Raw genomic sequence first — 24,922 nt, 5'->3', positions numbered from 1 at the left:
CCAAACAAGCAGATCAAGGACAGGTGCCTTAATCTGCTTGTTTGGGTTGTTTGGGTTTCAATACAGTTTTGCCGCTGCATCAGGAGTAAAGGCTTGAATCTCCTCCGGCCTGCCCTCCCGGATTTTCTTCGCCCATGACGGATCACCCAGGAGCGCGCGTCCGACCGCTACCAGATCAAACTCCTGGTTATCCAGCCGCTTCAGCAGTTCCTCCATTCCCTGGTGATCCGTTTCCTCCCCTTCAGCGGGATCATTGTCCATGCCTACGGAACCAACAGCAATCGTTGTCTTCCCGGTGAGCTTCTTCACCCATCCGGCAAAACCCAGCTCCGAGCCTGCGAATTCCGGGTCCCAGAACCGGCGGGTCGAGATATGGAAGATATCCACCCCTGCCTGTACCAGTACATTCAGGAATTGCTCCAGCTGCTCCGGTGTATCCACCAGCTTCGCTGTGTAATCCCCCATTTTCCACTGGGATAACCGGATGGAAATCGGATAATCCGGGCCGACTGCAGCGCGGACCGCCTGGACAACTTCGGCTGCAAACCGGGTACGCTTCAGGAAATCGCCGCCATAGCGGTCCGTCCGCTGATTGGTTTTTTCCCAGAAGAATTGGTCAATCAATAAGCCGTGGCCGCCGGAAAGCTCTATCCCGTCGAAGCCAGCCTGCTGTGCATTCACTGCGGCATCGGCATAAGCCCGAATGACCCTTGCTATTTCTTCCTCCGTCATCGGCTCGCTTATCTTGTTCCCCTGCATATCGAGTCCCGATGGCCCAATCGATGGAGCATCCGGGTAAGGCTGGGAACCCATGGGGCGAATCATTCCCATATGCGACAATTGCGGTACAATCCTCCCGCCGGCCTCATGAACCTGCCGGATCACTTCACGCCAGCCGTTCATAGCAGCTTCTCCAAAGATATTTGCAAGTCCAGGGTCACTGGTTGCAGCCGGATGGTCAATCATCCCTACGGTGATGATAAGCCCCACCCCATTCTCGGCACGGCGGCGGTAATAAGCTGCCATATCCTCACCCGGCACTCCCTCCGGTGAAAAAGCACGCGCCATCGGCGACATTACAATCCGGTTAGGTATAGTTAATCGGTGAATCGTATACGGTTCAAATAAGGTCTCCAGGGAATAGATTTGCTCCTGTGGTTTGGTCATGTATAACGCCTCCTATAGGTTCAATTGATGATTCTCAAAACAGGTTTGAAAGCAATAGTAACAAGCTCCAGCCTGCCCTTCAACCAACAATTTGCCCAAGTTGTTGCTTAAGCAAGAAGCGAAAAAAACTGTCGCATTGAGAGATAATAATTGTTGTCTATGGAGCACATGTTTATAATAAGAGAATTATAATCTTTACTGAAAGAGGTGCTGCAAAGGATGGCTGGCGTACTTCCCCCCAACCCGAACGACCCGCGTGTCATCCGGACCCGTCAATTAATTCTGGACGCCTTCGTCCGGCAATTGAATGTTATGGACTTCAACTCCATAACCGTCGGAGACATTACCAAGGCAGCCACCATTAACCGGGCGACCTTTTATGCTCATTTCCAGGATAAATATGCGCTGTTTGAAGCCTTTTTACTAGACGCCTTCACGAACTTGGTCCTTAATAAAATCGATACGGAAGGACCGTTGACAGAGAAGACGCTTCAGGAGCTTATCGTTGCATTATGTAATTATCATGAAACCAGCCACCGCTGTTTCAAAAGATATGATTCTGTCGCTCTCCTGCTTGAAGAGAATATAAAGGTGCATCTCGAAAAACTTGTCCTTCAGTTGATCTCCAGCTCAGACGCGACTACAGATTCCAACTCGCTTGCAACTGCAGCCACCCTGCTAAGCTGGTCTTTATATGGAGTAACCTACCGCTGGAATCTGGAAGGAAGATCGGAGTCTGCCTCCGAACTGGCGGAACGGGTAATGCCGCTGATCACGGGCGGCTTCCGCATGTTCAAGCCCCAAGTCTCTTATTCCGAATAAGCACACTGGCGCTGCTCATATGATAGATCAGCAAAAAGATGCCCTCTGCCGCTGGAGGATTCCGGCGGCGGAGGGCATTTTTCCTCACAATACTTATTCTAATTCAATCGTCTTGTTAAGATCCGACTTCTCCGTATCCTGATGGGTGATCCGTTTGAACATGTAAGTCGCCATTTCAGCCAGGTTACCGCTCTTCCAATATTCTGCAGCCTCAGCATGAACCTGAATCAGGATCACGTCCGGGTCATTATAGGTTGTCTTCAGGAACGTGTTATACCCTGCACTCCAAAATTCTTTCTTCTTCTCCAGATCCTCCACAATCTTAGCGGTTCCGCGGATAGAGACATAGGACTTGTCGGCGTACACAACATTAACCCTCGGATCATGGATAATTTCCCCGAACTTGCTGGTGTCCTTCTTCGTCATAAACCACAGGTCTCCGTCAAACTCAACCTCCTGAGTCTTCATTGGACGGAATACCAGACCTTCTTCCGAGATCGTTGTGAACATCGCAGTATCAATACCTTTGATAAGTTCCCGAACCGTCTCGACAGCTTCCTGATGACTTTTGTCCAAAGTTGACATGCTTATCGCCTCGTTTCTTCCGGGTTATGGGAATAGGATATCCAAATGCGTATCTATTATTAACCCGAATCGGCGAAAACCTATCGCTAAGGGTCCAAGCATGGCTCCGGCCTGCACGGCCGCAAATCAAAATCAAATGTGCAATAGGATGCTCTGGCTGATTGTCATACGGAATTGTTTATTTCTGTTCCGATGGGACAGCCGTAGGTTGCAAGACCTGCGATGGCGCCGGGGCACTTTCAGCGTGAACAGCTTCAAGTTCCGGTACAGGCTGTGCAGTTAACACTTGCTGGGCTTCCGCCGCTGACATTTGCTGGGCTTCCGCCGCTGACATTTGCTGGGCTTCGGCCGCTGACATTTGCTGAGCTTGCATGGAGGCACTTTCAGCGGGTACGGCTTTAAGTTCCGCTGACCCTTCCTGAAGTCGTACGAATACACTTCCGGCGGGTACGTCTTGAAGTTCCGGAAGAGGCCGTGCAACTGACCCTTCCTGTACTTGCGCGGGGACACTTTCGGGGTCCACTGTGCCGGATGTTATATTTCCTGCAGAAGCGGCAGGTTTTGCTGCTTCAGTAGGATATTCCTCTGTACTGGCAGCTACTTGCGGAGTAACCTTTGAAGCCCATGCTGCAGCTGATGTACTAATCCCAGCAATTAATAGTACTGCCGTCACTGATAAAAAGATGGTTTGTCTTTGCAGTTTCTTCACATTAAGCATATGTGTTAATCTCCTTTTTAATTGTTTGCCGTCACCGGATAAAGAGGCGCAGAACTGTTCGGGCAGCCCCCTAGCGCCTGCCATTACGTTCAGAAGGGTCCCGCCATAGCGCTTCCGCTCCGCGTGGGACATCTCTTTGACAACCTCCTGATCACAGGACAGCTCACTCCAGATATGAATTTCCTTACGGACCGTGTGTGCCAGCGGGTTGAACCAATGCAGGGCACTGACTCCCAGCGTTAATGCCTTGGTCCATAGATCATTCCGCTTCAGATGAATCAGTTCATGATGGAGCACCATGTCCATGTCCAGACCTGCACCGCTCTCTATTGGCAGGTAGACTGATGGTTTCCATAGACCTGCAAGAAAGGGACTGCGTGCCAAGGGACTGTACGCAAGCCTGACGTTTCTTTTAAGGCCAAGCTTCTCCTTGAGGTTCTTCAGCAGGATAGCTGTCTCACTATTCTCCGGTACAATGGTGCGTGTGCGTTCGAGTTCTTTTATAAATCTGCGGTAAACGTACAATTGCCAGGCAGCAAAACAGATCCCCCCTGCTGCCCATATACCCAGGAGAACATAGGCAGTGTTAGCTGAAATGGTCACAGCAGGCAGGAACGGTTCTGATACGAAACTTGCAGACCTGGGCTGTAAACTATGTACGTCTGCAGCCATGCTTGACGCGGTGAACTGTGATAACCAGGGAATTACAAAAGCTATAGGTAACAGATACAATGCCACAGCCATCTTCGTGAGCCGGTAGCGCCATTTTGCTGAAAAATGATCGGTGGACAGCACCCGCAGTGCATGGATACTGGCTGTAACTATACTTCCGGCAACGGTCAGGGAGAAGAGAATTTCAAGTATGGTGTTCATCATCATCACCTACTTTTCTGAGAACCATTGCTTCAACTCGTCTATATCCTGATCCGAAAGCTTGTCACCGTCATACATTGCGGATATCAGATTCTTAACGGAACCCTGATACAACCCGTCCAGGACATGCTGAGCTTCAATCAGCTTATACTCTTCAGGCGAAATGCTGGGCACATATTTGTTCAGGCGGCCATGCCTGGTGACAGTCAGCACCCCTTTATCCACTAACCGTGACAGAAACGTGGATATGGTCTGGGCTTTCCAGTCCCTTCCCTTTTGCGCAAACATATTCAGCAGCTCCGTCGAAGTTACAGGGGGAGTACACACCCAAATGGCTTCCATTAACTCTAATTCTGTATCCGATAACTTTTGAATCTTGCTCACCACGAACACCTCTTTACTTCGTTATGCGTCCATAACGTTTTATTACTACACTACGTAGTGGTTTTAATCTACTACAAAACATAGTAGAAAGTCAAATGCCGGCAACCATGCGATATTTGGAAACGGCTTGTTGTCTTTAAAAAGACGGTACCCGTTTCAGCGTGATGTAGAAGGATAGTTAATAGCGCAATTTGAGCAAAAACGGCTGTGCCGTCCTCCACGGGACAGTGCAGCCGTCTTGGTTCTAACGTTACCGGGAGAACGACGCCCCATAAATTCAACGGCAACTCTTTAAGTGGAAAAAGGTTAACTAATTTGCCGAAGTACCCTATCCTCGACAGTTCTAAGTGGAAAAAGGGACACTAATTCAGCCCATTTCGCCATCGTTCAAGAAAAGTGACCCAATTAGATTCACTTTTTCCACTTAAATCTCAGGATTATTTAATTTCCAGGAAAATAAGTTCCCTTTTTCCAACTAGCACCCCACAACGATTTCCCCGCTGTTTTTAAATTCGGTGGGGGCATGTTGGAGCCGGATTGTTGTACCCTAGACCGGCTAGAAATGAGGATAACCCAAGCTGAAACGGCTTCGCCGTCCTTTAGAAGGACGGTATCGTTTCAGCGAGAAATATAAGGATGATTTGTGGCGTGAAACATATAAATCCTTATATTTAGAAAAAAACGGCTTCGCCGTCCTCACTGAACAGCGTAGCCGCTATTGATTTTAAATTTTCTTTGAAGTGAACTGTACTAGCGGGCTGCCCGCATCGGGTTCCGGCTTTCGCAAGGTACCTTGGTCTGGCAAAGTCCGCACCCGGCACCCGATTTGGCCTCTCCGCCGTTCAACACTGCCCACTCCCGGGATTCCTCACCGTACACAAATTTCATGCAGGCGATTTTGTCATGGCCGCCTTCCTTGCTGATGGCCTGCACAGGACAGCGGGTAATGCACACACCGCAAATGCCTTTGCTGCACAGCAGGCAGTTTCCAGTATGGCCAAGGACAGAGGATGCTCTCATATCAGGCGGCACCTGCAGATCGGTTACCACTGACAGCAGACGGATGGCAATGCCTTTCTCGGAGATAAAGCCGTCGTTAATACTGAAGGTGCCAAGGCCTGCGGCATAGGCAATGTGGCGTTCCGACCAGTTCGAGACCGGCCCGCCTGCGGCGCCGTTGATGCTGTACCATTCTGTATCGAGCGGTGCCACTGCGCGGTATCCAAGGCCGGTCAGATATCCCGCCAAATGCTGCCTCGCCGACCGGATAAAATATTCATCGCCAAAGGTTCGCAGCAGCGCCCACTCCTTCGAGGCTCTAGCCTTTTGTGCACGATTGGCCTTGCGGATCTTCTCACTAATCGGCAGTACAACACTGATAACAGTGCCTTCATCAAAACTTCCCGTGCCGAAAGAACGTTCAAAGGCTTCCTGCGGCGTAGCATGGTCCGGTCCCACCACTCTTTTATACTCCTCAAACAAAGAATCATGAGCCGCTGCAAATTGAACAATCGGATCTTCAAAGTACGGGCTTTGCAGTTCTTCACAGAAATTCCCTTCATCTTCGCTCACATAGGTTTTCATCTCGGCTGCGATGAGCGCTCTCATGTCCAGTGTCGACACTACCATCCTATCCACACTCTCTTCGTAGTTTATACATTACTCCGCTTCCTTTTTAGAGATCCTGTAACAGCTTAGTGGCTCCCAATACACTTTTTATTTATTCGTGTATATACACGATTCACAGAACAATCCTCCATTTATAAGAAGGTGCTGGTTCTTAGCTCAAATTTTCGATTTTGAATAAAAGTGTTGTCAGCATCTGCAAATCCTCTTCCCCCAGTGAAGCCTGCAAAAAACGCTGCGCCTCCTCCCATAGCTCTGCTGCGTCGTTGTATGCCGCTCTGCCACTCTCTGTCAGAGTAAGACAACGGTTACGGCTGCCTGCAACGGATGTATCCTGCACATACCCGCATTGCTCCAGCGCCTTCAGATTGCGTACAATCGTGGTCCGGTCGAGCCGCATTTCCAGCGCCAGTTCGCTAACGCTTACCGGTCCCAGCACAGTTAGATGCTTGAGCAGCGAGAACTGGCTGATATTAAGGCCACTCGGAGTCAGATACCGGTCATACAACGCGGTTACAGCCATCGAGGATCGGCGCAGATTAATACAGGTACAGGCGGAGACCGCCGGCTTAAGAGCAGGTTTATTGTTATTACTTGCCGATGACATAGGATAGGCTTACCTCCTATTTTCTTTTCGTGTATCTACACTATTTCAAAATCCATGAAGTTTGTCAGGGATATTTGTCACAGTTGTACTCCTACAAACCTCCGAAACGAGGCGACCTCATTAAAAAGTCTACTTCAATCTCGAGCATTCAGCACTTTGACCAAGGCAATGCCGTGGTTCATTGAAGTGCAAAGTTGACGGCAAAAAGAACCCCTCCCTTGTGATGCCGGGAGCAGTTCTTCGTTATGCCACAAGCGGTTCTTCCCAACTGCTGCTTTCTATCAGCTTTACTGGTTACTGGCTTCGCTTACGCCGTCTTCGACTTGTTGTAAATGTCAAAGCCTACTGCCAGCAGCAGCACCAGGCCCTTGATGCCCTGCTGCCAATCGACCCCGAGGCCGACGAGGGACATGCCGTTGTTCATGACGCCCATGACCAGACCGCCGATGATAGCGCCGACTACAGTGCCTATCCCGCCGGACGCGGAAGCGCCTCCGATGAAGCAGGCGGCGATGGCATCCAGCTCGAAGTTGGTGCCTGCTTTGGGGGTTGCCGAGTTCAGACGTGCCGCGAACACCAGACCGGACAGCGCAGCAAGCACACCCATGTTGACGAAAACCCAGAAGGTGACGCGTTTGGTTTTGACGCCGGAGAGGCTGGCTGCTTTTTCGTTGCCGCCCAGAGCATAGATATGCCGCCCCATCGTCATATGATTCATGACAAAGGAATAAATGACAATCAGCACCAGCAGGATGACCAGGATGTTCGGAATCCCGTTATATTGGGCAAGTACCATTGTGAACAAGTTGATGACGATCACCAGCGCCGCAGCCTTGGCAACGGACAGCCAGACGGAGGATTGCTCGAAACCGTATTTCACGGAAATTTTACGGTTGCGGAATTCCTGGTACACGACCAGCAGGGACAGCACAACCCCCACAATCAATGTCAGTACATTCAGCGAGCTGCCGCCGGAGAGATCCGGGATAAAGCCGGAGCTGATTTTTTGAAAGCTTTTAGGAAAAGGCGCGATGGATTGCCCGTTCAGCACAATCATCGTCAGCCCGCGGAACAGCAGCATGCCGGCCAGGGTCACGATGAAGGCGGGGATTTTGATATAGGCCACCCAGAAGCCCTGCCAGGCTCCAACCAGCGCACCCATCAGCAATGAGAGAATGACCGCCAGCACCGGATTCATCTGCATATCCACCATCATAATCGCTGACAGCGCCCCGATAAAAGCGGCTACCGAACCGACTGAAAGATCGATATGCCCCGTGATGATCACCAGCACCATCCCGATCGCCAGCACCAGAATATAGCTGTTCTGCAGGATCAGGTTGGTTACATTTAGCGGCTTGAGCAGAATACCGTCTGTAAGAATTTGAAAGAAAACCGAGATAAAAATCAGAGCAATGATCATGCCGTATTGGCGGATATTCTTTTTAAAAATTTCGCTTATTGCTCCCATGTGGTGTTACCCCCTGCTTCGTGTCATATATTTCATGAGCAGCTCCTGCGATGCGTCCTGCCGCTCCACCTCGCCGCTGATGCGGCCTTCGCACATCGTATAAATCCGGTCACACATCCCGATAATCTCCGGCAGCTCGGACGAGATGACCAGCACCCCTTTGCCTTCGGCTGCCAGCCCATTGATAATCGAGTAAATTTCGTATTTGGCCCCCACATCGATTCCGCGTGTAGGCTCATCGAGAATGAGGATATCCGGCTGGGCATAGATCCATTTGCTGAGGACGACCTTTTGCTGGTTGCCGCCGCTGAGATTCACGGTTTTCTGTAAAATACTCGGTGTCTTGATATTCAGCTTCCTGCGGTATTCCTCGGCGACCAGCACTTCCTCGTTCTCATTGATCACACCCCGGCGGGACAGCTTCTTCAGACTGCTGAGCGAAATATTCCGTTTGATGTCGTCGATCAGGATCAATCCGTAATGCTTGCGGTCCTCGGTCACATAAGCCAGGCCGCTGTCGATCGCTTTGTTGATGTCGTTCAGATGAACCTCTGTGCCATGCATGTATAACTGGCCGCTGATCCGCCTGCCGTACGATTTGCCGAACACACTCATCGCCAGCTCCGTCCGTCCCGCTCCCATCAGCCCGGCTATGCCAACCACTTCCCCGCGCCGGATATGAAGATTGATGTTGTCAAGCACTTTGCGGTCAGCCTGCGTAGGGTGGTAAACCTCCCAGTCACGGATTTCAAAAATAGTCTCTCCCAGGTTCGGCGTCCGCTCCGGATAACGATTGGTCAGGTCACGGCCCACCATGCCTTTGATAATGACATCCTCGGTCACTTCATCCTGCTTCATATCAAGGGTGCGAATCGTCTGGCCATCCCGCAAAATGGTCACAGAATCTGCCACCTTCTCGATTTCATTCAGTTTGTGGGAGATGATTATAGAGGCAATCCCGCGCTGCTTCAGCTCTAGAATCAGTCTGAGCAGGTTCTCACTGTCATCCTCATTCAGCGCCGCTGTCGGTTCGTCAAGGATGAGCAGCTTCACTTCTTTGGACAGCGCCTTAGCGATCTCCACAAGCTGCTGCTTGCCGACTCCTATCGCCGATACCTGCGTGAACGGGGATTCGCTCAGGCCGACGGTTTGCAGAAGCTCCTTGGTTTTCACTGTCGTTTCGTTCCAGTTGATCACCCCATGACGTGCCCGTTCATTGCCGAGAAAAATGTTCTCCGATATCGACAGATAAGGGATCAGTGCCAGCTCCTGATGGATAATAACAATCCCCAGGCTTTCACTATCTTTAATGTCTTTGAACTGGCAGACCTGTCCTTGAAATAAAATATCCCCCTCATACGTTCCATGCGGATAGACACCGCTCAGCACCTTCATCAGGGTGGACTTCCCGGCCCCGTTCTCACCGCAAAGCGCGTGAATCTCACCAGCCTTCACCTGCAGATTCACATCCGATAATGCTTTGACCCCGGGGAAGGTTTTGGTAATGCCCTTCATTTCCAGAATAATCTCGCTCATTCGCATCTCACCCAACTTTCCTTGTGACTGTAGCAGCGGTTATTGCGGCTGGCAGCCACTATACATAAACTGCAACTGCCGCCGCAGCACCCGCTAAAAGCGTTCCGGCCGGTTATTCACCGAGCTGTTCTTTGGTATAATAACCGCCGTCTACCAGTACTTTATCCACATTACCGGCATCTACAGAGACCGGCTCAAGCAGATAGGACGGTACAATTTTGACTCCATTATCGTAGGTGGTGGTATCGTTGACTTCCGCTTCCGTACCTTTCAGTACACTTTCTGTCATTTCCACCGCTTTCTTAGCCAGCTGGCGGGTATCTTTGAATACCGTTTGAGTCTGCTCTCCGGCCAGGATCGATTTAATGGAAGCCAGCTCGGCGTCCTGTCCGGTAACAACCGGAAGCTTCTTGTCGCCTGCACCGTAACCCACACCCTTCAGAGAGGAAAGAATACCGATGCTGATGCCGTCGTAAGGGGACAGCACCGCATCCAGATTATCGCTGGCATAATTTGCACTCAGCAGATTATCCATCCGGGCTTGTGCAGCCGCGCCGTCCCACCGCAGGGTTGCTACCTGATCCATCGTGGTCTGCTTGCTGCGGACGACCAGCTTGCCGGAATCGATGTAAGGCTTCAGAATCGACATTGCCCCGTCAAAAAAGAAGTAGGCATTGTTGTCATCCGGCGAACCGCCGAACAGTTCAATGTTGAACGGCCCTTTGCCCTCTTTGAGTCCCAGCTTCTCCTCAATGTAAGAACCCTGCAGAACCCCTACTTTGAAATTGTCAAAAGTGGCGTAGTAGTCGACATATTCGCTCTTCTTGATCAGGCGGTCATACGCGATCACTTTTACATCCGCATCATGCGCTTTTTGCAGGACATCCGTAAGCGCTTCACCGTCAATCGAAGCGATGACAATGGCCTTCACGCCTTTGGTAATCATATTCTCAATTTGCGATACCTGGTTCTCCACGACATCCTCCGCGTATTGCAGGTCCGTACCGTAACCCAGCTTTTCGAATTCTTTGACCATGTTGTTGCCGTCATTCACCCAGCGCTCGGAGGACTTGGTCGGCATCGCGATGCCGACCTTCCCGTTCGCCCCATCCGTGCTCCCGCCGGAACTGTTCCCGCTTTTATTGCCGCATGCGGATAAAATCAGTACAAGTACCAATGCCAGCATGATCCATGAATACTTTTTCATCATCTGCGCTACCCCCTGAACTTTTCTGGTGTCCCGGACGGCTCCGCCCGTTTGACAAGTTGAGTATAGCAAGGGGGACAGGGAGGCGTATTTACACTCAGGCTACTGTTTTTATAAAATCAGAACTTTTGAAACGAATTTCATTAAAGGGGGTGATTATATGAACAAATCTAATTTCGAAGAGTTTTTAAAAACCATTGTTGGGAACGTGGATCAATCAGTTATCCTTCATGATTAAAGTCCACAAGCGAAATAATCCTCGTATTAAACAGACTATATCATGGCACTTTAATCGAAAATTCGTTTATAATGAATAAGCTTGCAATTTTTAGGAGAGAGGGTTTTTTAATGAAAATAGCTTACTTCATTATGGTCCATCAAAAAGAAGAGGTTTTTATCCGTATGTTAAATGCAATTTATGATCCTAATAATTTGTACCTCATACATATTGATTCAAAGGCTAATGAAATTCTAGAAATGGTTAATGAATTATCCGAAAATAACACTAATATTCGATTGTTGCCATCTCGTTTTATTACATATGCTGGTTGGTCCATGGTACAAGCCGAATTAGAAGCGATCCGATTTCTTTTGAACTGGGATGATGAATGGACGCATTTTATAAATTTAAGTGGTCAAGATATGCCGTTAGTAACAAGACAGCAACTGAATGATTTTTTAACTTCAAATATTAATTCTAATTATATTCTTTACAAGAAAACCCCAGAAACAGAAAAAAACATTCAGTATAACGGGTATTATATCGAAGATTTCGGACACCTAAAAAGATTGGGTGATCGAGAACCTTTTGAACACTTTTTTGATTCAAGTATAGTCCCATATATAGGTTCTCAATGGAAGATAATCACACGTGCAGTTGCTGAATTTTCAGTAACATCCAAATTGTCTTATGAAATGCAGGAATATTTTAAATATGTTTTAGTACCTGATGAACACTTTTTTCCGACACTTATAATGAACTCCGAATTCAAAGAAACTGTAATTTGTAATAATTTGAGATTTATGATCTTAGAGGATCGTCCTAATGGTTTCAATGGTCCAAAGACTATAACTATGCGAAATGTGATTGAATTGTTTAATTCCGATGCATTGTTTGCTAGAAAATTTGACGATGCGGTTGATAAGGATATCATTCAATTCATTGAAAATTCGCTCGGCATTTAGCTTCAATCAGGTTGATGTATCTACTTGAATATGATTCTTCTATTTTGCAAAAGAAACCACATACGGGATTAACCGCATGTGGTTTCTTTTTGCAGTATATGAGTTCAATGCTGTTCTTCCGCGCGGATTCCACTCCCCCCCTCGCCGGGAAACACGCCTTTGCGAAATTGCAGCGGGGATACACCTGTCTGCTTTTTAAAGGCGGTGCTGAAATAATGCTGGGTCTCGTAGCCTGTGCGTTCCGCAACTTCGCTCATGCTAAGCTCTGTGGAATGCAGCAGCTGTGCTGCCTTGCGGAGGCGGGTCTGCGTCAGATACGTGCCGAAGGGCTCTCCCAGCTCCTGCTTGAACAGGCGGCTGAGATAAACCGGCGAGGCCTGAAGATGGCCGGCAATGGATTCAAGCGTAAGCCCGTATTCGCCATAATGCTCCAGCACGTATTGCCTTGCTCTGCGGACCAGCGGAGACAACGGCTGCTCCCTGGAGAGGTTCACTCTGCATTTGCGGTAGGCGGCGGCCAGCCCGGCGGCATCGCCCTCAACCGCCTGGGTGCCGACTTCAACGGCGATTTTGAGATGGCTTCGCACCACGGCTTCAACCCCGGCCAGCACCGGTTCCCCGGCCGCATCCCACAGCAGAATGATGATCAGGCCTGCGGCATCCCTGAAGATGACTTTTGGATATTCCTGAAGCAGTTCTGTAACCATATTCTCTATCGCAAAAAGAAACAGCTGCCGCTCCTTCTCCTGCAGCCCGGAGTTCTGCGCTTCCCCTCTCCAGCGGATCATGCCGATCAGTGCCGGGCACTCTGCCGGCAGCCGCAGGAAGTGCAGTTGCTCCATGATTTCACTTTGGCTTAAATTGCCGTCCAGCCATTCCTGGCAGAAGCGTTCCCGCAGCAGCGGAAAGTTCTTCACGATCTGCCGGGAAGCCTGCTGGAGCTGCTGGTGCTTCTGCTTCTCCGCTATCAGCTGATCCCTTACTCCGCGAAGCACCTGCATCAGCTGCTTCGGCTCGGCAGGCTTGAGAATATAGTCATTCACCTGCAGACGGATCGATTCCTGGGCATAGGAGAATTCATCATGGCCGGTGATGACGATGATTTTACAGTCAGGCAGCTGCTCACGGAGCCGCTTCATCAGTTCAATGCCATGCATGATCGGCATGTTCAAATCGACCAGCGCGATGTGCACCTCATGCCGGACAGCCAGTTCCAGCGCTTCCTCGCCGTCCTCCGCTTCCGCTGCTACCTGTAAACCTAAGCTTTTCCAATCTACACATTGCCTGATCCCGTCACGGATAATCGCTTCGTCATCGGCAATGATGACTTTCCAGGAATCCATGGCTTCAGTGGCTCCTTTCGGTTTCATTTAATCATCCGGATAGCTGTTATGAACAACCGGGTGCCGTACTGTCACTACCGTTCCAGCCTCGCGCTCACTTGCAATTTCGAGTCCGTAGGGTTCACCGTAAGTGAGTCTGATGCGGGCCTGCACATTCAGAATCCCATAACCGCTGCCCGCACTTCCCGGCAAGGGCTGCTCTATTTCTGCCGCCTCACCGGTAGTCCTGCCCACTGCCGCAAGACGCTTCTTCAGAATAGCGAGCCGTTCCGGTGTTATCCCCGCCCCATCATCACGCACCGTTAAGCATAAGTCTCCTTCCTGCTGGGCGACCTCAATGGAGATATGCCCGGGACCCCGCCGCTCCTTGATGCCGTGATAGATCGCATTCTCCACAATCGGCTGCAGCAGCAGCTTAAGCACGTACAGCTCGTGAAGCTGCGGCGCCACTTCAATGCTGTAGGCCAGCTTGCTGCTGTACCGGACCTGCTGGATTTTCAGATAGCTTACCATATGCTCAAGCTCGTCGGACAGCGGAACCAGATCGCTTCCCTTGCTAAGCCCCAGCCGGAACAGCCTGGATAAGGATTGGACCACCTCGGCAATATCCTCAGCCCCTTTGCTGCGGGCCATCCAGTGGATCGTATCCAATGTATTATAGAGAAAATGCGGCTTGATATGCGCCTGCAGGCTGCGCAGCTCCGCTTCCCGCTTCTGCCGGGCCTGCAGCTCGGTCAGCGAGAGCAGCCGGGCAATCTGGGCCAGCATCGAGTTGAAGCTGCGTCCCAGCAGGCCGATTTCATCGGAGCGGCTGCCCCAGTAGCGGATCGTCAGATCACCGGACTGCGCCTTGCTCATAAAGGAGGCCAATTGGCCGATCGGGCGGGAGATCGAATACGCCAGATAGAACGAGGCGGTCATTCCCAGCATACACACGATAAATACGAAGGTAACCACATTAAACGTAATTTCCCGTACCCCGAACGCCGATTCCTCCATCGGAAAAACCCCCATCGTGGTCCAGCCCGTAAAAGGCGAGGTTCTGTAGATCAGCTGGAGCTGGCGTCCGGCTACAGACTCGGAGGTGATGCCGGAGCTTTCGGTGAACAGCCCCTCCGGGATAGCCTTCATAATCGGATGCTGAGGAGCATAGATCATTTCCCCGCTGCCATCAACGACGGTCAGATAGCCGGTTTTGCCCAGCGTAACATCTCTGGCTGTTTCGGCAATCACCCGAAGCTTCAAATCGACGAGCACAACCCCTTGCACCACCTGTGTCTCCGGATCAACAATCGCTCTCACAGCAGACACAACCTCGCTTTCCTTATAATCCACATGAGACATTACCGCACGGCCATGAGGGTGGCCGATGATCTTAAAGATTCCTTTATTGTCTGCCGCTTCCCTGTACCAGGCCTCATCTGTTACGAGGGTTCCGGGCCGGGTATACATTTCATTGCTGATGAAATCGCCTTCCCGGTTCACCAGCATGATTCCGGCAATCTCGGAGCTAAGGGTGGTAAAGCCCTGAAGAAATTTGCGGATGTTATATTCCGCCGATTCTCCGCCAGCGGCCCATTCGGCTGCCTGCACCGGATCTTGAATGGAGCCGTCCAGAAAAGCCTGCACCCTGGGGTCAAAGGAGATCAGATAAGTGATCTTTTGCAGATTCTCCACTTCATTCTCCAGTGCGGCGTTGACTTTGCCGATCAGCTGCATCGTATTCTCATTGGTCCGCTCTTCCACAATCCGGTCGACCGTCCAGCCGATCAGCAGCCCGAGTCCGATCGAAGGAAGAATGCTGATCAGGAGAAAATGAATAATCAGCTTATAGCGGATCGGCAGGTTGTTCAGCTTCAGCTTCTCTATATTCAGGCCACTCTTGCGCATCTGCTGCTCCTTCCCAGAGGCTCTCTACTTGGCATAATAATTGTCCACATTGGCCCGGGTCACCACGTCAATCCCTGTATCTACCTTGTCCGGCACCGGCAGCGGCTTACTGCCTTCATAGACGTCAGGATCTTCCTGCAAATCCCGGTGCAGATGGAACAGCTCGGTCAGCGACCAATAGCCCATATTCCAGGTGCCTTGCGCCATGGTCGCGGCAATCCTGCCTTCTTTTACAAGGTCGAGGGTCCCCTTGTCCGTATCGAAGCTGATGATCTTCAGCGTTGAACCGCTTCCCTGCTGCGCCTGCACCGCTTCGGCCACGCCTATTCCGCCATTTGACTCCGTGGCGAATATCCCTCCAAGCTTAGGATACTGGGACAACAGCTCCTCTGCCGCCTGCCGGGAAGCCACTTGGTCCCCACGGCCGTCCTTTACGGAAACCACTTTCATCTCCGGAAATTCACTGCGGATGGTGTGGCTGAAGCCATCGGTGCGTTCCTGATGGTTATGCTGGTCAGGCGTTGTAATGATGGCAACCGTACCTTTGCCGCCGGTGAGCTCAGCCATTTTCCGGGCCGCTTCGGCACCTGCATTGAAGTTATCCGTACCCAGAAAAGAATAAGCTTTGCTGTCCGGCGCCCCCGAGTCAAACAACACTACCGGAATCCCGCTCTCCACCGCTTTGTTGATCGTAGCCGTCAGCAGCTTGGAATTCACCGCTGAAATAGCGATTCCCGCTGGCTTTTTGGCAATCGCCTGCTCCAGCACCGTCATCTGTTCACTGGCATTATGCTGGGTTGAGCCGTGGTATTCGACGGAAACGTTCAGCTCCTCTGCCGCATCCTCAAAGCCTTTCAGCACGCTTTTCCAGTAATCGATGCCGCTCTGAAAGGTAACCATCACGTATTTATCTTCAATATTGCCGCGCAGCCCGGCGGTATCCCATGGGTCAGCAGGATCAGGGTGCAGCTTGTAATTCAACACATAAATCAGGAAAAGGCCAATCAGCAGCACATAGACAAGCCCCAGCTTTTTCAACATGTAACCCCTTTCAAAATTAAGGATAACCACCTCAGTGTTCAAGCTCCTTGCCTACCCCCATATGTTAAGACCAGTTGCTTATTCCGTCAATGACAGTACCAGAATCTTCCTTGCCGGACCAAAAAATCCTGAGTCTAAATCAACTGTAAAATTTCCTTATAACAAAAAAGAACTCCGCCAATTACAGCAGAGTTCACAAATTTAGATCATCATATAAACGGAACTTGTGATTTTCCATTTTGGGATTTGGACGTGACTCCCGCTTGTCAGAACATCAGATCCGCAGCATAACCTTCGCCCTCCAGCAGGTCATACTCCACCATCCGGTAATCATCCAGCAGCGCCTGCTGCTCAGAAGTCAGATCGGACAGTTCGCCGGAAGCGCCGATCAGCACGTTTTTGCTCAGGCCGGGAAGCTGCGCGCGCACCTGCTCCAGCATTTTATAGTAAGGCGGCAGCGTTTGGCCTGACAGCTTAAACACGGCCGGTCCAAGGTAAGCGGGGCTGAGCGTCCCCAGCGGGGTATGGCCGATATCAAAATTGGCGAGGATCATCAGCTTGGTCTCATGCTTCAGCCGCAGCTCCTGATCCCAGCCCGCATCTGTATAGATTCCCGCCGACAGCGCCGGGAGATGATCTCCCCAGAACACAGCAATCGTAGGCCGCTCAATCGTCTTCAGCTCCTGCTGCAGATAAGACAGTGCTTCGTCCGTCAGCTTGGTATCCTGCACATAGGTTTCCAGCTCATCCTTCCATTCGGCCTGCACGCCCTGCGCAGTGATGGTATTCGGGCCGTTCCGGCCTTTGGTGAACGGAAAATGATTCTGCATCGTGACCATATGCAAAAAAGTCGGAGTATCCGCCGCCTTCAGCTCACGGATGGCCTCCTGCACCGCAGCTTTGTCGGAAATATAGCCATCCGGTGTGATCCGCTCGGCTTCCTGCAGATCCTTCTCGCTCGTGAAACGGTCAAACCCAAGCACCGGGTAGACCCGGTTGCGGTTATAAAAGGTCTCATCGAACGGATGCAGAGCGAGCGCCTGATAACCTCGCTCTTTCAGAATGCTGACAATGGAGGGCAGCGAGGACATTTTGACAATCCGCTGTTGATATGGAATCGAGCCGTCCCCCAGAAAATACATCGACATGCCCGTCAGCGCTTCGAATTCCACATTCGCCGTATTGCCGCCGAACTCGGGGGAGAGCAGGTAGCCTGACGGTGTGGCGCTTTCCGCTTGATGAATGAATTTCAGCGGATCATCACTAAGGGTGATGCCCGGCAGCCGGGTGGGATCAAAAAAGGCCTCATCCATCATGAACAGGATGTTGGGCTGTTCCACCGCTGCCTGCCCGGAGGCCGTATCCGGCAAGGAGTTGTATTTTGCAGCAATAGCTTCTACAGACTCACGGCTATAGCCCTCCGGCTGCTCCAGCAGATTCTGGCGCAGATTCCCGGTAAAAGCGAACACAAACCCATTCTGCGAGTAATTCACCTTCTGATTCCAGAAAATATTCTGGTAATTCAGAGAGGAGGCGAACGTGGTTTGTCCGCTGACCATCACGATAAAACCGGCAATCATTCCCGCAGACACCGCAGTGAGCAGCAGCCGGAGCGGCAGCTGAACTCTGATCCGGGGCAGCTTGAACAGCAGCCAGATTATGGCTGCGACCGCAAACACCGCCAGTCCAACGGCCAGCGGCGAAATCATGCCTTTGGTGATTTTACTCATTTCCCCGGCGTTTTTGACCAGCATCAGATCCCAGGGAAACAACGGCTCCCCTGTCGTGCTTTGCTTCTTGTAATTCGCGATGCCGAGCAGGATCACCAGCAAGAATCCACTCACCGGACCAATGTACATATTAGGCAGCACCGCCGAAAAGGCCAGCAGGACAAAGAAAAAAAACAAGCTGCCGCCCACGTACAGCCAATAGGATTTTCCGATCCAATTCAGCACACTCATGAAATTCATATCCAGCGAAGCCGCTTGAATAAAAAAGTTCAGCACAAATCCGCCCAGCAGCAGGCCGAGCAGCATAAATCCCAATTTTCGGGAAGGCCTAAAATAACGCATTGCTTTCACTCCTATCTGTACTAAACGTACAGTATACGCCTCCTAGCTTAAAGGAGCATTAAAACATTCTCACAAAATTAACCCTATGTAAACTAAACATAAAAACTAAGTAATAAAAAAACAGGGCGCAGCCGCCTTCGCTGCACCCCATTCGTTATCCCGCGGGCTGAACCTGCGGTCCAGCGTTATTTTATATAAATGCGGCTGGTTTCTTCCCAATATTCACCGGGCTCCAGGCTGAACAAGCCGATGTCATCTGCAGGAAGATCCACCTTTGGCGCGTTGACCAGGTTGATTTGCGGCTCCGGACAGAAGAAACCTTCGGTTGCGCTATTGTTCCAGATCATCCACTGTTTGTAGGAAGTGCCTACATCGTATACAAGAGTAACTCCGGCTTTGCTGTCCGTAAGCTCCATGCGGTTACGTCCGTTCTGGGCGGCAGCGGTGTAATGGTTGTCCATAGGCGCATAGAACGGATACAAGCCTTCATCACGCAGGGCAATCTCGTCTGCGGTCAGCTCCTGGAATGAGCCTGTCGGCAGCATGCGGTCGCTGAGCTCCCAGCGGTTGCCGATGGTCAGCTTCACACGGTAGTCCTGTGCGGTGCTTCCCGGTGCGAAGGGTGCATTAATCGCAGTGTGAAAAGCAAGCAGGCAAGGCATAAGCTCTTCGCCCTCATTATGCACCAGCAGCTGTTGGGACAAACCGGCTTCCCCCAGGCTGTAGCGCAGCTTGACCGTATATTTGAACGGCAGGTATTGATAGGACGGATGGTTCTCATCCACCTTGACGGCAACCGTGACAAAGCTTTCGGTTACGCTGCTGCCGAACTCCACAACCTCCCAAGCCGCTGTATGCAGGAACCCGTGCAAATGGTTGCCTGTAGCTTCTTCGTTTACCGGGAAGCGGTAGGTTTGTCCGTTCCACGGAAACTCCCCGTCCTCATAGCGGTTCGGCGGAAACAGCACCGGAATGCCGTGAATCCCCGGGTTTGCCTTAAACGCTTCCATTTCTTCGGCACCCGGCTCATGCAGAAAACGGTAACCGTTTTCGGTATCGCGGAAGCAGATCAGATTGCCGCCGATGCGGGGCAGGATGGCCGCTTCATATCGCCCGGCCTTCAGCCAGACTGCTGCCTCTCCCTCATATAGACCTTCGTAAGCAGTAATTGACATTTTGTGTTTCTCCCTTCCATATTCTCAAAATGACTCTCTCCTAGATAGATTACCACATCTGTCCAGGAGGGAATATGTCATTTTTACAACTGTTCCACTTCTACGCTTATTACATGCTCAATCTTCTTTACATCATAATAGATTTCGGTTGCATATTCACGGTCAGGTGCCGAAATCACCATATCAATCATTTGCCGCCCGTCTTCCAGGTCCTTGATTTTCATCCGCCGGATCGTTCTGCCGTTCTTCTTCGTTTTCCGGGTTTTCACGACATGGCGTTCTTCAACTTTTTGAATGACGTCGGTGAGCACATAATTGTGTTCCATAATGATTTTGACGGAGATTTCATGCTTGTTCAGCACCTCAGGCCCAATGAGCTTGATCAGATGCGGGACGGCATTGACAGCAAACATCAGCAGCACCACCGCATACCCTGCTTCTACATAAAAACCTGCCCCGACTGCGATTCCGATACCGGATGCCGTCCAGATCAGGGCAGCGGAAGTGAGTCCCGAAATGGCATCCCCGCCCCGGCGGAGAATGACACCCGCACCCAGGAACCCGATCCCGCTGACAATCTGCGCCGCAAGACGCATCGGGTCCATATTCGGATGATCCGGCCCGCCGAATTTGTCGTAAGCGTGGATGGAGACGAGTGTGACCAGACAGCTCGCAATACTGATGACCATACTGGTCCGGATGCCCAGCGGCTTCTGCTTCAATTGCCGGTCAATCCCGATGAACAGCCCGAACAGCATAGCCACAAGCAGCTTAATAATTGATTCCATGTGCAGGTTAAAATCCATGTTCATAAGTGCCCTCTCTTCTAAGACGATAGGATAAGTATACCTTAAGTGAAAGCGGCTTTGCCGTCCTTTTTAAGGTAGAACAAAAAAAACGGCAACACCGCCCCCTGCCGATGCTTCCCAGCCAAAAGGGCTGTGCATGGTGCAGGAGACGGAATCCGTTTCTTGGGGCTAACTGTTTAATTAAAGATATGCTTCCTCGGCAGTGCTTAGAAGAGGTTACCCGTGCAGCAGCGACTCGGCGCCATCACAATAAATTTCTGTGCCTGTAATGTGATCGGAATCATCGGAGGCCAGGAACAATGCCAGTCTGGCGACCTGATCGGGACGGCCCGGCCCCTTTTCCAGCGGCTGTCCGCCATCCGGGAATTCCACGGCAATCTGCACTTCCTTCAAATCTTCGGATGGATAGGTGTTGTCGTCGATATTCGTTGTAATCGCACCCGGGCAGATGGCATTGACGCGGATTTTGTATTGTGCAAGTTCCAGTGCAGCCATCTTCATAAAAGCGGTCTGACCGGCTTTGGTCGTACTGTATGCAGAAAAGCCGATATTCGAGAAGACGCGGTTGCCGTTAATCGAGCTGTTGATCAGGATGCTCCCGCCGTTTGCTTTTAAATAAGGAATCGCATATTTGACAGTAGCAAAGGTACCGCGCAGGTTGATATTCATGGTCTGGTCCCAAGACTCGATGTCCATGGTTTCAATGGGTGTCATCGCTCCGTTGATACCGGCATTGGCAAAAACAATGTCAAGCCTGCCCCATTGTCCGGCAGCCTGCTTCACAGCGTTTTCGACCTGCTGCGGCTCAGCAATGTCACATTCGATGACGACGGCTTCACCGCCTTCAGCCTCCACCTGCTTGCGGACCTTCTCGGCATTCTCGACTGTCCGGTCAAGCATTGCGACCTTTGCCCCGCTGCGGGCAAAAGCCAGCACAGACGCCCGTCCGATGCCCGACCCGCCGCCGCTGACGATGGCCACTTTGCCTTCCAACTTTTTATCTGCCATGCTCGAAGTCCCTCCCTGTAGTAAATACGCTTTCAAGTTAAGTTGTTTCCCTAACTTATACCTCGCATACCAGGAAGTGAATCGCCAACTTGGCATGATAACCTTCAAAGGAACGGCTTCTTACTGCCTCCAGCCCATGGGTACCCACGCAATAGGCCCGGTTAGCCCTTCAAACCGCTGGTGCTGATGCCGTCCACAATCTGCTTCTGGAAGATGAAGAAGATCAGCATGACCGGTGTAAGGCTCAGGACGGACATGGCGAACATCGGGCCCCAGTTGGATACGGACTCACTGTCGAGGAACATTTTGAGCCCCATGGACACCGTATATTTCGAAGGTGAATTGAGATACAGCACAGGCCCCAGCAGATCCTCCCAACGCCAGTAGAAGGAGAAGATTGCCGCCGTTGCCATCGACGGACGGATCAGCGGAAGAATGATTTTATAGTAGAGCCTGAATTTGCCGCAGCCGTCGATCGTTGCCGCTTCATCCAGCTCGGCGGGAATGGTGCGGATGAACTGCAGCATCAGGAAGATAAAGAACGGCACCCCGAAGAACTGCGGAATGACGATCGGCCGGATGCTGTCGAGCCAGTTCAGCTTCGTGTAAATAATATATTGCGGAACGAGCACGACATCTGCCGGCAGCATGAGCGTCATCATCATGATCCCGAACCAGAGGCCATGGCCGATAAATTTGTTGCGGGCAAAGCCAAACGCCACCAGCGATGAAGAGAAAACCGCGCCGAACGTAGCCACGATAACGATTACAAAAGAGTTTTTGATAAACACACCAAACGAGTATCCGGCTACACCTTCCCAGCCTTTGGCGTAATTACCCCATTCCCAGGGATGCGGCAGCAGGGTCTGTGCGGTCACAAATACGAGACGGCTCTCCTTGAAGGAGCTGAGGACCATCCAAAGTATCGGGTACAGCATGATAACAGCAAGCCCGCCGATGAGAATATGATAGATAGGCCATTTGATTTTATTGTTCGCCATGGCTCACTTCCCTCCCCCCGATTCGTAGAAGACCCACGACTTGGATGTTTTGAACAGAATGCCTGTCATAATGCCGACCAGCAGCAGCATCACCCATGCCATAGCCGAGGCGTATCCCATGTTGTTGAACATGAAGGCCTGGCGGAATAAATACAGGGAGTAGAGCATCGTACCGTCCATGGGACCGCCTTCGCCTTTGGAGATGATATAAGCAGGCACAAAAGTCATGAATGCGCTGATGGTCTGCATGACCATATTGAACAGGATGACGGAGCTGAGTAGCGGCAGCGTGATTTTGAAGAATTTACGGAAAAAGCTTGCTCCATCCACACTTGCCGCCTCATACATCTCGCCCGAAATATTTTTCAGACCGGCCAGGAAAATCAGCATGGAGGACCCGAACTGCCAGACTGACAGCGTAATCAGCATGAACAGCGCGGCATTCGGGTTGCCGAACCAGCTTACCGGACCCAGGCCGAAGAAGCCCAGCATGCCGTTGATGATTCCGGTATCACTGAAAATATTGCGCCACATGATGGAAACAGCCACGCTGCCCCCGATGATGGAAGGGAGATAATACACCGTGCGGTACGCTCCCACCATCCTGGACCTGGTATTCAGGATCATAGCCACGAACAAAGCGAAGCCCAGCCGGAGCGGCACACCGATGAACACATACAGCAGCGTGACTTTCAGGGAATGCACATATTTGGGATCGCCGGTGAACATTTTGATATAGTTGTCGAATCCGATCCAGCGCGGCGGGGCGAACAGATTATATTTGGTAAAAGACAGGTACAGGGATATGGCCATCGGAACCAGCGTAAAGCATAAAAAGCCGATAATGAATGGACTGATAAAAGCGTAACCCGTCAGATTTTTGCGCAGCCGCTGGCCCAGCGGTTTCTTTGCTCTAAGAGCACGCGGATTTACGGGAAGTGGATTGCTGAGGCCCAAGGTTCTCCAACTCCATTCTTAATAGAATTCACAGTATGGTACGATCCATTAGCACTTCTTAGCGGTTCGCAAGAATCTCGCTGGCCTCTTTGCGGAACTGCACGGCTGCTGCATCCGGTGTAATCTGCCCGAAGTTCATTTGCTCCGCAAGGTCGGTCAGCAGGGCAACCACTTCAGGCGAGCCTACAGGAGGACTCATCGGCGACGTTTTTGGCTCCATATCCGCGACGAACTTGAATACCTGCTTGCCGGGTTCCGTTAATTCCGTAGCCAGGGACTCCTTGATTTTGCTGGAGATCGGCACGCCGCGCTCCCCCTTGATCAGCTTGTTGGCTTCAACGTTGTTGGTCCAAAAATCAATGAATTTGGCGGCTTCTTCCTTGTTTTTGGAGTTGGCTGTGACTGACCAGTACATGCTTGGCTGCATATAGAGGCCTTTTTCCATATCCGGACCGGGCATTTGCGCCAGCTCCATCGGACGGTTCACTGCGATTTGCAGCGCCACATACTGGTTCGACCACTGCCAGATGCCGATTCCGGTTCCCTTTACAACATCCGCCTCTTCGATAACCCCCTTGTTCTGGCTCAGTTTGTCCTGTGAAGGGACAGCTCCTTTGGCAATCAGATCGGACAGCATGCCGAAAAAGTCACGGAACAGCGCATCATCATCGTACCCCAGCGCGGAGCCGTCAGTGTTATAGAGTGACAACCCTTTGGTGCGCAGATAGTAGTTGAAGAAAATATCCGCTGCCATTGAGGAGTCCATATAGAGCCCGGCAGCCTTGGCTTTCATGGCAATCTCCTTGTACTGGTCCCAGGTCCAGTTGTCAGGAATCGAGTCTACACCGGCTTTTTTCAGCAGCGCGGGATCATAATGGAAACCCAGTACGTTGACCCCCAGCGGGATGCCGTACTGCTTGCCGTCTATTTTGCCGGTACCGAGCACGTTTTCATTGACATCCCCCACCTGAACCGTTTTATTCAAGTAAGGGGTCATATCTTCCAATTGGCCGTTGGAGCCATATTGATTAATATAGGACACGTCCATCTGCACGATGTCGGGGAGGCGGTTGGCCGCGGCTTGGGGAGCAAGCTTTTTCCAGTAGTCATCAAACGATGCATATTCGGGTTCGATCTTGACATTGGGATTCTGGGCTTCATACATGTCAATAACCTGCTGCGTATACGAATGGCGTGTATCCCCGCCCCACCAGGCGATGCGCAGCGTTACTGGGTCTGAAGAGCTTGCGGCCGTTGCCGGTGCTGGCTGGCTGCCGGCTGTGCTGGTCGCTGCAGAATCCGGAGTGTTGTTATTGCCGCCGCAGCCGGCAAGCATGGACAGCAGCATCGGAACAGCCAATAATGCGAATCTTTTTTTCAATTGAATATCTCCCCTTTTCATATGATAAGCAGGAAGACCAGCTGCACTGGCAGCGCTTCCATAT

General features: G+C 51.2%; 21 protein-coding genes. 2 read left to right on the top strand and 19 right to left on the bottom strand.

The genetic code is table 11. The features are described 5' to 3' along the window. Window positions 1-57 precede the first annotated feature (57 nt). Entirely contained in the window at window positions 58-1,167 is a 1,110-nt protein-coding gene (locus tag PRIO_RS14725) for an NADH:flavin oxidoreductase (RefSeq protein WP_020426922.1), read from the bottom strand. A gap of 219 nt (window positions 1,168-1,386) precedes the next feature. Between PRIO_RS14725 and PRIO_RS14720 the strand changes: the two genes are divergently transcribed. Further along, window positions 1,387-1,989: a TetR/AcrR family transcriptional regulator gene (locus PRIO_RS14720; RefSeq protein ID WP_020426923.1), complete on the top strand. Its 603-nt coding sequence runs from the start codon at window positions 1,387-1,389 to the stop codon at window positions 1,987-1,989. 93 nt (window positions 1,990-2,082) lie between these two features. Here the strand turns inward: PRIO_RS14720 and PRIO_RS14715 are convergent, their stop codons facing one another. From PRIO_RS14715 to chvE, 8 genes are all read right to left on the bottom strand, one after another. Continuing rightward, the gene (locus PRIO_RS14715) at window positions 2,083-2,574 is read right to left on the bottom strand and encodes a pyridoxamine 5'-phosphate oxidase family protein (RefSeq protein WP_020426924.1); all 492 of its coding nucleotides are present in this window, start codon (window positions 2,572-2,574) and stop codon (window positions 2,083-2,085) included. A gap of 178 nt (window positions 2,575-2,752) precedes the next feature. Further along, on the bottom strand, window positions 2,753-4,171 hold the full coding sequence (locus tag PRIO_RS14710; RefSeq protein WP_231869894.1) for a M56 family metallopeptidase: 1,419 nt from the start codon (window positions 4,169-4,171) through the stop codon (window positions 2,753-2,755). Window positions 4,172-4,174: 3 nt separating this feature from the next. After that, entirely contained in the window at window positions 4,175-4,549 is a 375-nt protein-coding gene (locus PRIO_RS14705; RefSeq protein WP_020426927.1) for a BlaI/MecI/CopY family transcriptional regulator, read from the bottom strand. A gap of 750 nt (window positions 4,550-5,299) precedes the next feature. After that, window positions 5,300-6,178, bottom strand: coding sequence for a hypothetical protein (locus PRIO_RS14700; RefSeq protein ID WP_020431273.1), 879 nt, complete (start codon window positions 6,176-6,178; stop codon window positions 5,300-5,302). A 151-nt stretch (window positions 6,179-6,329) separates the two neighbouring features. Continuing rightward, on the bottom strand, window positions 6,330-6,782 hold the full coding sequence (locus tag PRIO_RS14695; RefSeq protein WP_020431272.1) for a MarR family winged helix-turn-helix transcriptional regulator: 453 nt from the start codon (window positions 6,780-6,782) through the stop codon (window positions 6,330-6,332). 307 nt (window positions 6,783-7,089) lie between these two features. After that, window positions 7,090-8,253 (bottom strand): multiple monosaccharide ABC transporter permease, encoded by a 1,164-nt coding sequence (gene mmsB / locus PRIO_RS14690; protein WP_020431271.1) that lies wholly within the window; start codon window positions 8,251-8,253, stop codon window positions 7,090-7,092. A gap of 6 nt (window positions 8,254-8,259) precedes the next feature. Beyond that, entirely contained in the window at window positions 8,260-9,789 is a 1,530-nt protein-coding gene (gene mmsA / locus PRIO_RS14685) for a multiple monosaccharide ABC transporter ATP-binding protein (RefSeq protein WP_020431270.1), read from the bottom strand. A gap of 112 nt (window positions 9,790-9,901) precedes the next feature. After that, complete coding sequence (gene chvE, locus PRIO_RS14680; RefSeq protein ID WP_039790536.1) at window positions 9,902-10,996, bottom strand: multiple monosaccharide ABC transporter substrate-binding protein; 1,095 nt, start codon at window positions 10,994-10,996, stop codon at window positions 9,902-9,904. 348 nt (window positions 10,997-11,344) lie between these two features. Here chvE and PRIO_RS14675 point away from each other — a divergent pair, with 348 nt between their 5' ends. Continuing rightward, window positions 11,345-12,181 (top strand): beta-1,6-N-acetylglucosaminyltransferase, encoded by an 837-nt coding sequence (locus PRIO_RS14675; RefSeq protein WP_046503162.1) that lies wholly within the window; start codon window positions 11,345-11,347, stop codon window positions 12,179-12,181. A 104-nt stretch (window positions 12,182-12,285) separates the two neighbouring features. On the opposite strand, the gene PRIO_RS14670 is transcribed toward PRIO_RS14675, so the two are convergent. The 10 genes from PRIO_RS14670 to PRIO_RS14625 form a co-directional block, all read right to left on the bottom strand. Continuing rightward, window positions 12,286-13,524 (bottom strand): response regulator transcription factor, encoded by a 1,239-nt coding sequence (locus tag PRIO_RS14670; protein ID WP_039790557.1) that lies wholly within the window; start codon window positions 13,522-13,524, stop codon window positions 12,286-12,288. A 27-nt stretch (window positions 13,525-13,551) separates the two neighbouring features. Beyond that, window positions 13,552-15,414 carry a cache domain-containing sensor histidine kinase gene (locus PRIO_RS14665; RefSeq protein ID WP_020431311.1) on the bottom strand — a complete coding sequence of 621 codons (1,863 nt, stop codon included), beginning with the start codon at window positions 15,412-15,414 and terminating at the stop codon, window positions 13,552-13,554. A gap of 24 nt (window positions 15,415-15,438) precedes the next feature. Beyond that, window positions 15,439-16,452: a substrate-binding domain-containing protein gene (locus PRIO_RS14660; protein WP_046506913.1), complete on the bottom strand. Its 1,014-nt coding sequence runs from the start codon at window positions 16,450-16,452 to the stop codon at window positions 15,439-15,441. A 269-nt stretch (window positions 16,453-16,721) separates the two neighbouring features. Continuing rightward, a complete protein-coding gene (locus tag PRIO_RS14655) occupies window positions 16,722-18,527 on the bottom strand; it encodes an LTA synthase family protein (protein WP_046503159.1) in 1,806 nt (601 codons plus the stop codon). A gap of 185 nt (window positions 18,528-18,712) precedes the next feature. Beyond that, the gene (locus PRIO_RS14650) at window positions 18,713-19,702 is read right to left on the bottom strand and encodes an aldose 1-epimerase (protein WP_046503156.1); all 990 of its coding nucleotides are present in this window, start codon (window positions 19,700-19,702) and stop codon (window positions 18,713-18,715) included. An 83-nt stretch (window positions 19,703-19,785) separates the two neighbouring features. Next, window positions 19,786-20,490, bottom strand: a complete 705-nt coding sequence (locus tag PRIO_RS14645) for an MgtC/SapB family protein (RefSeq protein WP_231869893.1) — start codon at window positions 20,488-20,490, stop codon at window positions 19,786-19,788. 237 nt (window positions 20,491-20,727) lie between these two features. Continuing rightward, entirely contained in the window at window positions 20,728-21,519 is a 792-nt protein-coding gene (locus PRIO_RS14640) for an SDR family oxidoreductase (RefSeq protein ID WP_020431333.1), read from the bottom strand. Between the two features lie 161 nt (window positions 21,520-21,680). Continuing rightward, window positions 21,681-22,520, bottom strand: a complete 840-nt coding sequence (locus tag PRIO_RS14635) for a carbohydrate ABC transporter permease (protein WP_020431334.1) — start codon at window positions 22,518-22,520, stop codon at window positions 21,681-21,683. A gap of 3 nt (window positions 22,521-22,523) precedes the next feature. Beyond that, window positions 22,524-23,420, bottom strand: a complete 897-nt coding sequence (locus PRIO_RS14630; RefSeq protein ID WP_039790561.1) for a carbohydrate ABC transporter permease — start codon at window positions 23,418-23,420, stop codon at window positions 22,524-22,526. Window positions 23,421-23,535: 115 nt separating this feature from the next. After that, entirely contained in the window at window positions 23,536-24,858 is a 1,323-nt protein-coding gene (locus PRIO_RS14625; protein ID WP_046506911.1) for an ABC transporter substrate-binding protein, read from the bottom strand. Window positions 24,859-24,922: the final 64 nt, after the last annotated feature.

This window comes from Paenibacillus riograndensis SBR5, assembly GCF_000981585.1.
Classification (GTDB): domain Bacteria; phylum Bacillota; class Bacilli; order Paenibacillales; family Paenibacillaceae; genus Paenibacillus_AQ; species Paenibacillus_AQ riograndensis.
This window is presented reverse-complemented; position numbering and strand designations above follow the sequence as displayed.

What these genes read in the sequence shown, in the direction of transcription:
- PRIO_RS14725 (WP_020426922.1), bottom strand. Translation starts at nt 1,167, where the DNA reads ATGACCAAACCACAGGAGCAAATCTATTCCCTGGAGACCTTATTTGAA.
- PRIO_RS14720 (WP_020426923.1), top strand. Translation starts at nt 1,387, where the DNA reads ATGGCTGGCGTACTTCCCCCCAACCCGAACGACCCGCGTGTCATCCGG.
- PRIO_RS14715 (WP_020426924.1), bottom strand. Translation starts at nt 2,574, where the DNA reads ATGTCAACTTTGGACAAAAGTCATCAGGAAGCTGTCGAGACGGTTCGG.
- PRIO_RS14710 (WP_231869894.1), bottom strand. Translation starts at nt 4,171, where the DNA reads ATGATGATGAACACCATACTTGAAATTCTCTTCTCCCTGACCGTTGCC.
- PRIO_RS14700 (WP_020431273.1), bottom strand. Translation starts at nt 6,178, where the DNA reads ATGGTAGTGTCGACACTGGACATGAGAGCGCTCATCGCAGCCGAGATG.
- PRIO_RS14695 (WP_020431272.1), bottom strand. Translation starts at nt 6,782, where the DNA reads ATGTCATCGGCAAGTAATAACAATAAACCTGCTCTTAAGCCGGCGGTC.
- mmsB (WP_020431271.1), bottom strand. Translation starts at nt 8,253, where the DNA reads ATGGGAGCAATAAGCGAAATTTTTAAAAAGAATATCCGCCAATACGGC.
- mmsA (WP_020431270.1), bottom strand. Translation starts at nt 9,789, where the DNA reads ATGAGCGAGATTATTCTGGAAATGAAGGGCATTACCAAAACCTTCCCC.
- chvE (WP_039790536.1), bottom strand. Translation starts at nt 10,996, where the DNA reads ATGAAAAAGTATTCATGGATCATGCTGGCATTGGTACTTGTACTGATT.
- PRIO_RS14675 (WP_046503162.1), top strand. Translation starts at nt 11,345, where the DNA reads ATGAAAATAGCTTACTTCATTATGGTCCATCAAAAAGAAGAGGTTTTT.
- PRIO_RS14670 (WP_039790557.1), bottom strand. Translation starts at nt 13,524, where the DNA reads ATGGATTCCTGGAAAGTCATCATTGCCGATGACGAAGCGATTATCCGT.
- PRIO_RS14665 (WP_020431311.1), bottom strand. Translation starts at nt 15,414, where the DNA reads ATGCGCAAGAGTGGCCTGAATATAGAGAAGCTGAAGCTGAACAACCTG.
- PRIO_RS14655 (WP_046503159.1), bottom strand. Translation starts at nt 18,527, where the DNA reads ATGCGTTATTTTAGGCCTTCCCGAAAATTGGGATTTATGCTGCTCGGC.
- PRIO_RS14650 (WP_046503156.1), bottom strand. Translation starts at nt 19,702, where the DNA reads ATGTCAATTACTGCTTACGAAGGTCTATATGAGGGAGAGGCAGCAGTC.
- PRIO_RS14645 (WP_231869893.1), bottom strand. Translation starts at nt 20,490, where the DNA reads ATGGAATCAATTATTAAGCTGCTTGTGGCTATGCTGTTCGGGCTGTTC.
- PRIO_RS14640 (WP_020431333.1), bottom strand. Translation starts at nt 21,519, where the DNA reads ATGGCAGATAAAAAGTTGGAAGGCAAAGTGGCCATCGTCAGCGGCGGC.
- PRIO_RS14635 (WP_020431334.1), bottom strand. Translation starts at nt 22,520, where the DNA reads ATGGCGAACAATAAAATCAAATGGCCTATCTATCATATTCTCATCGGC.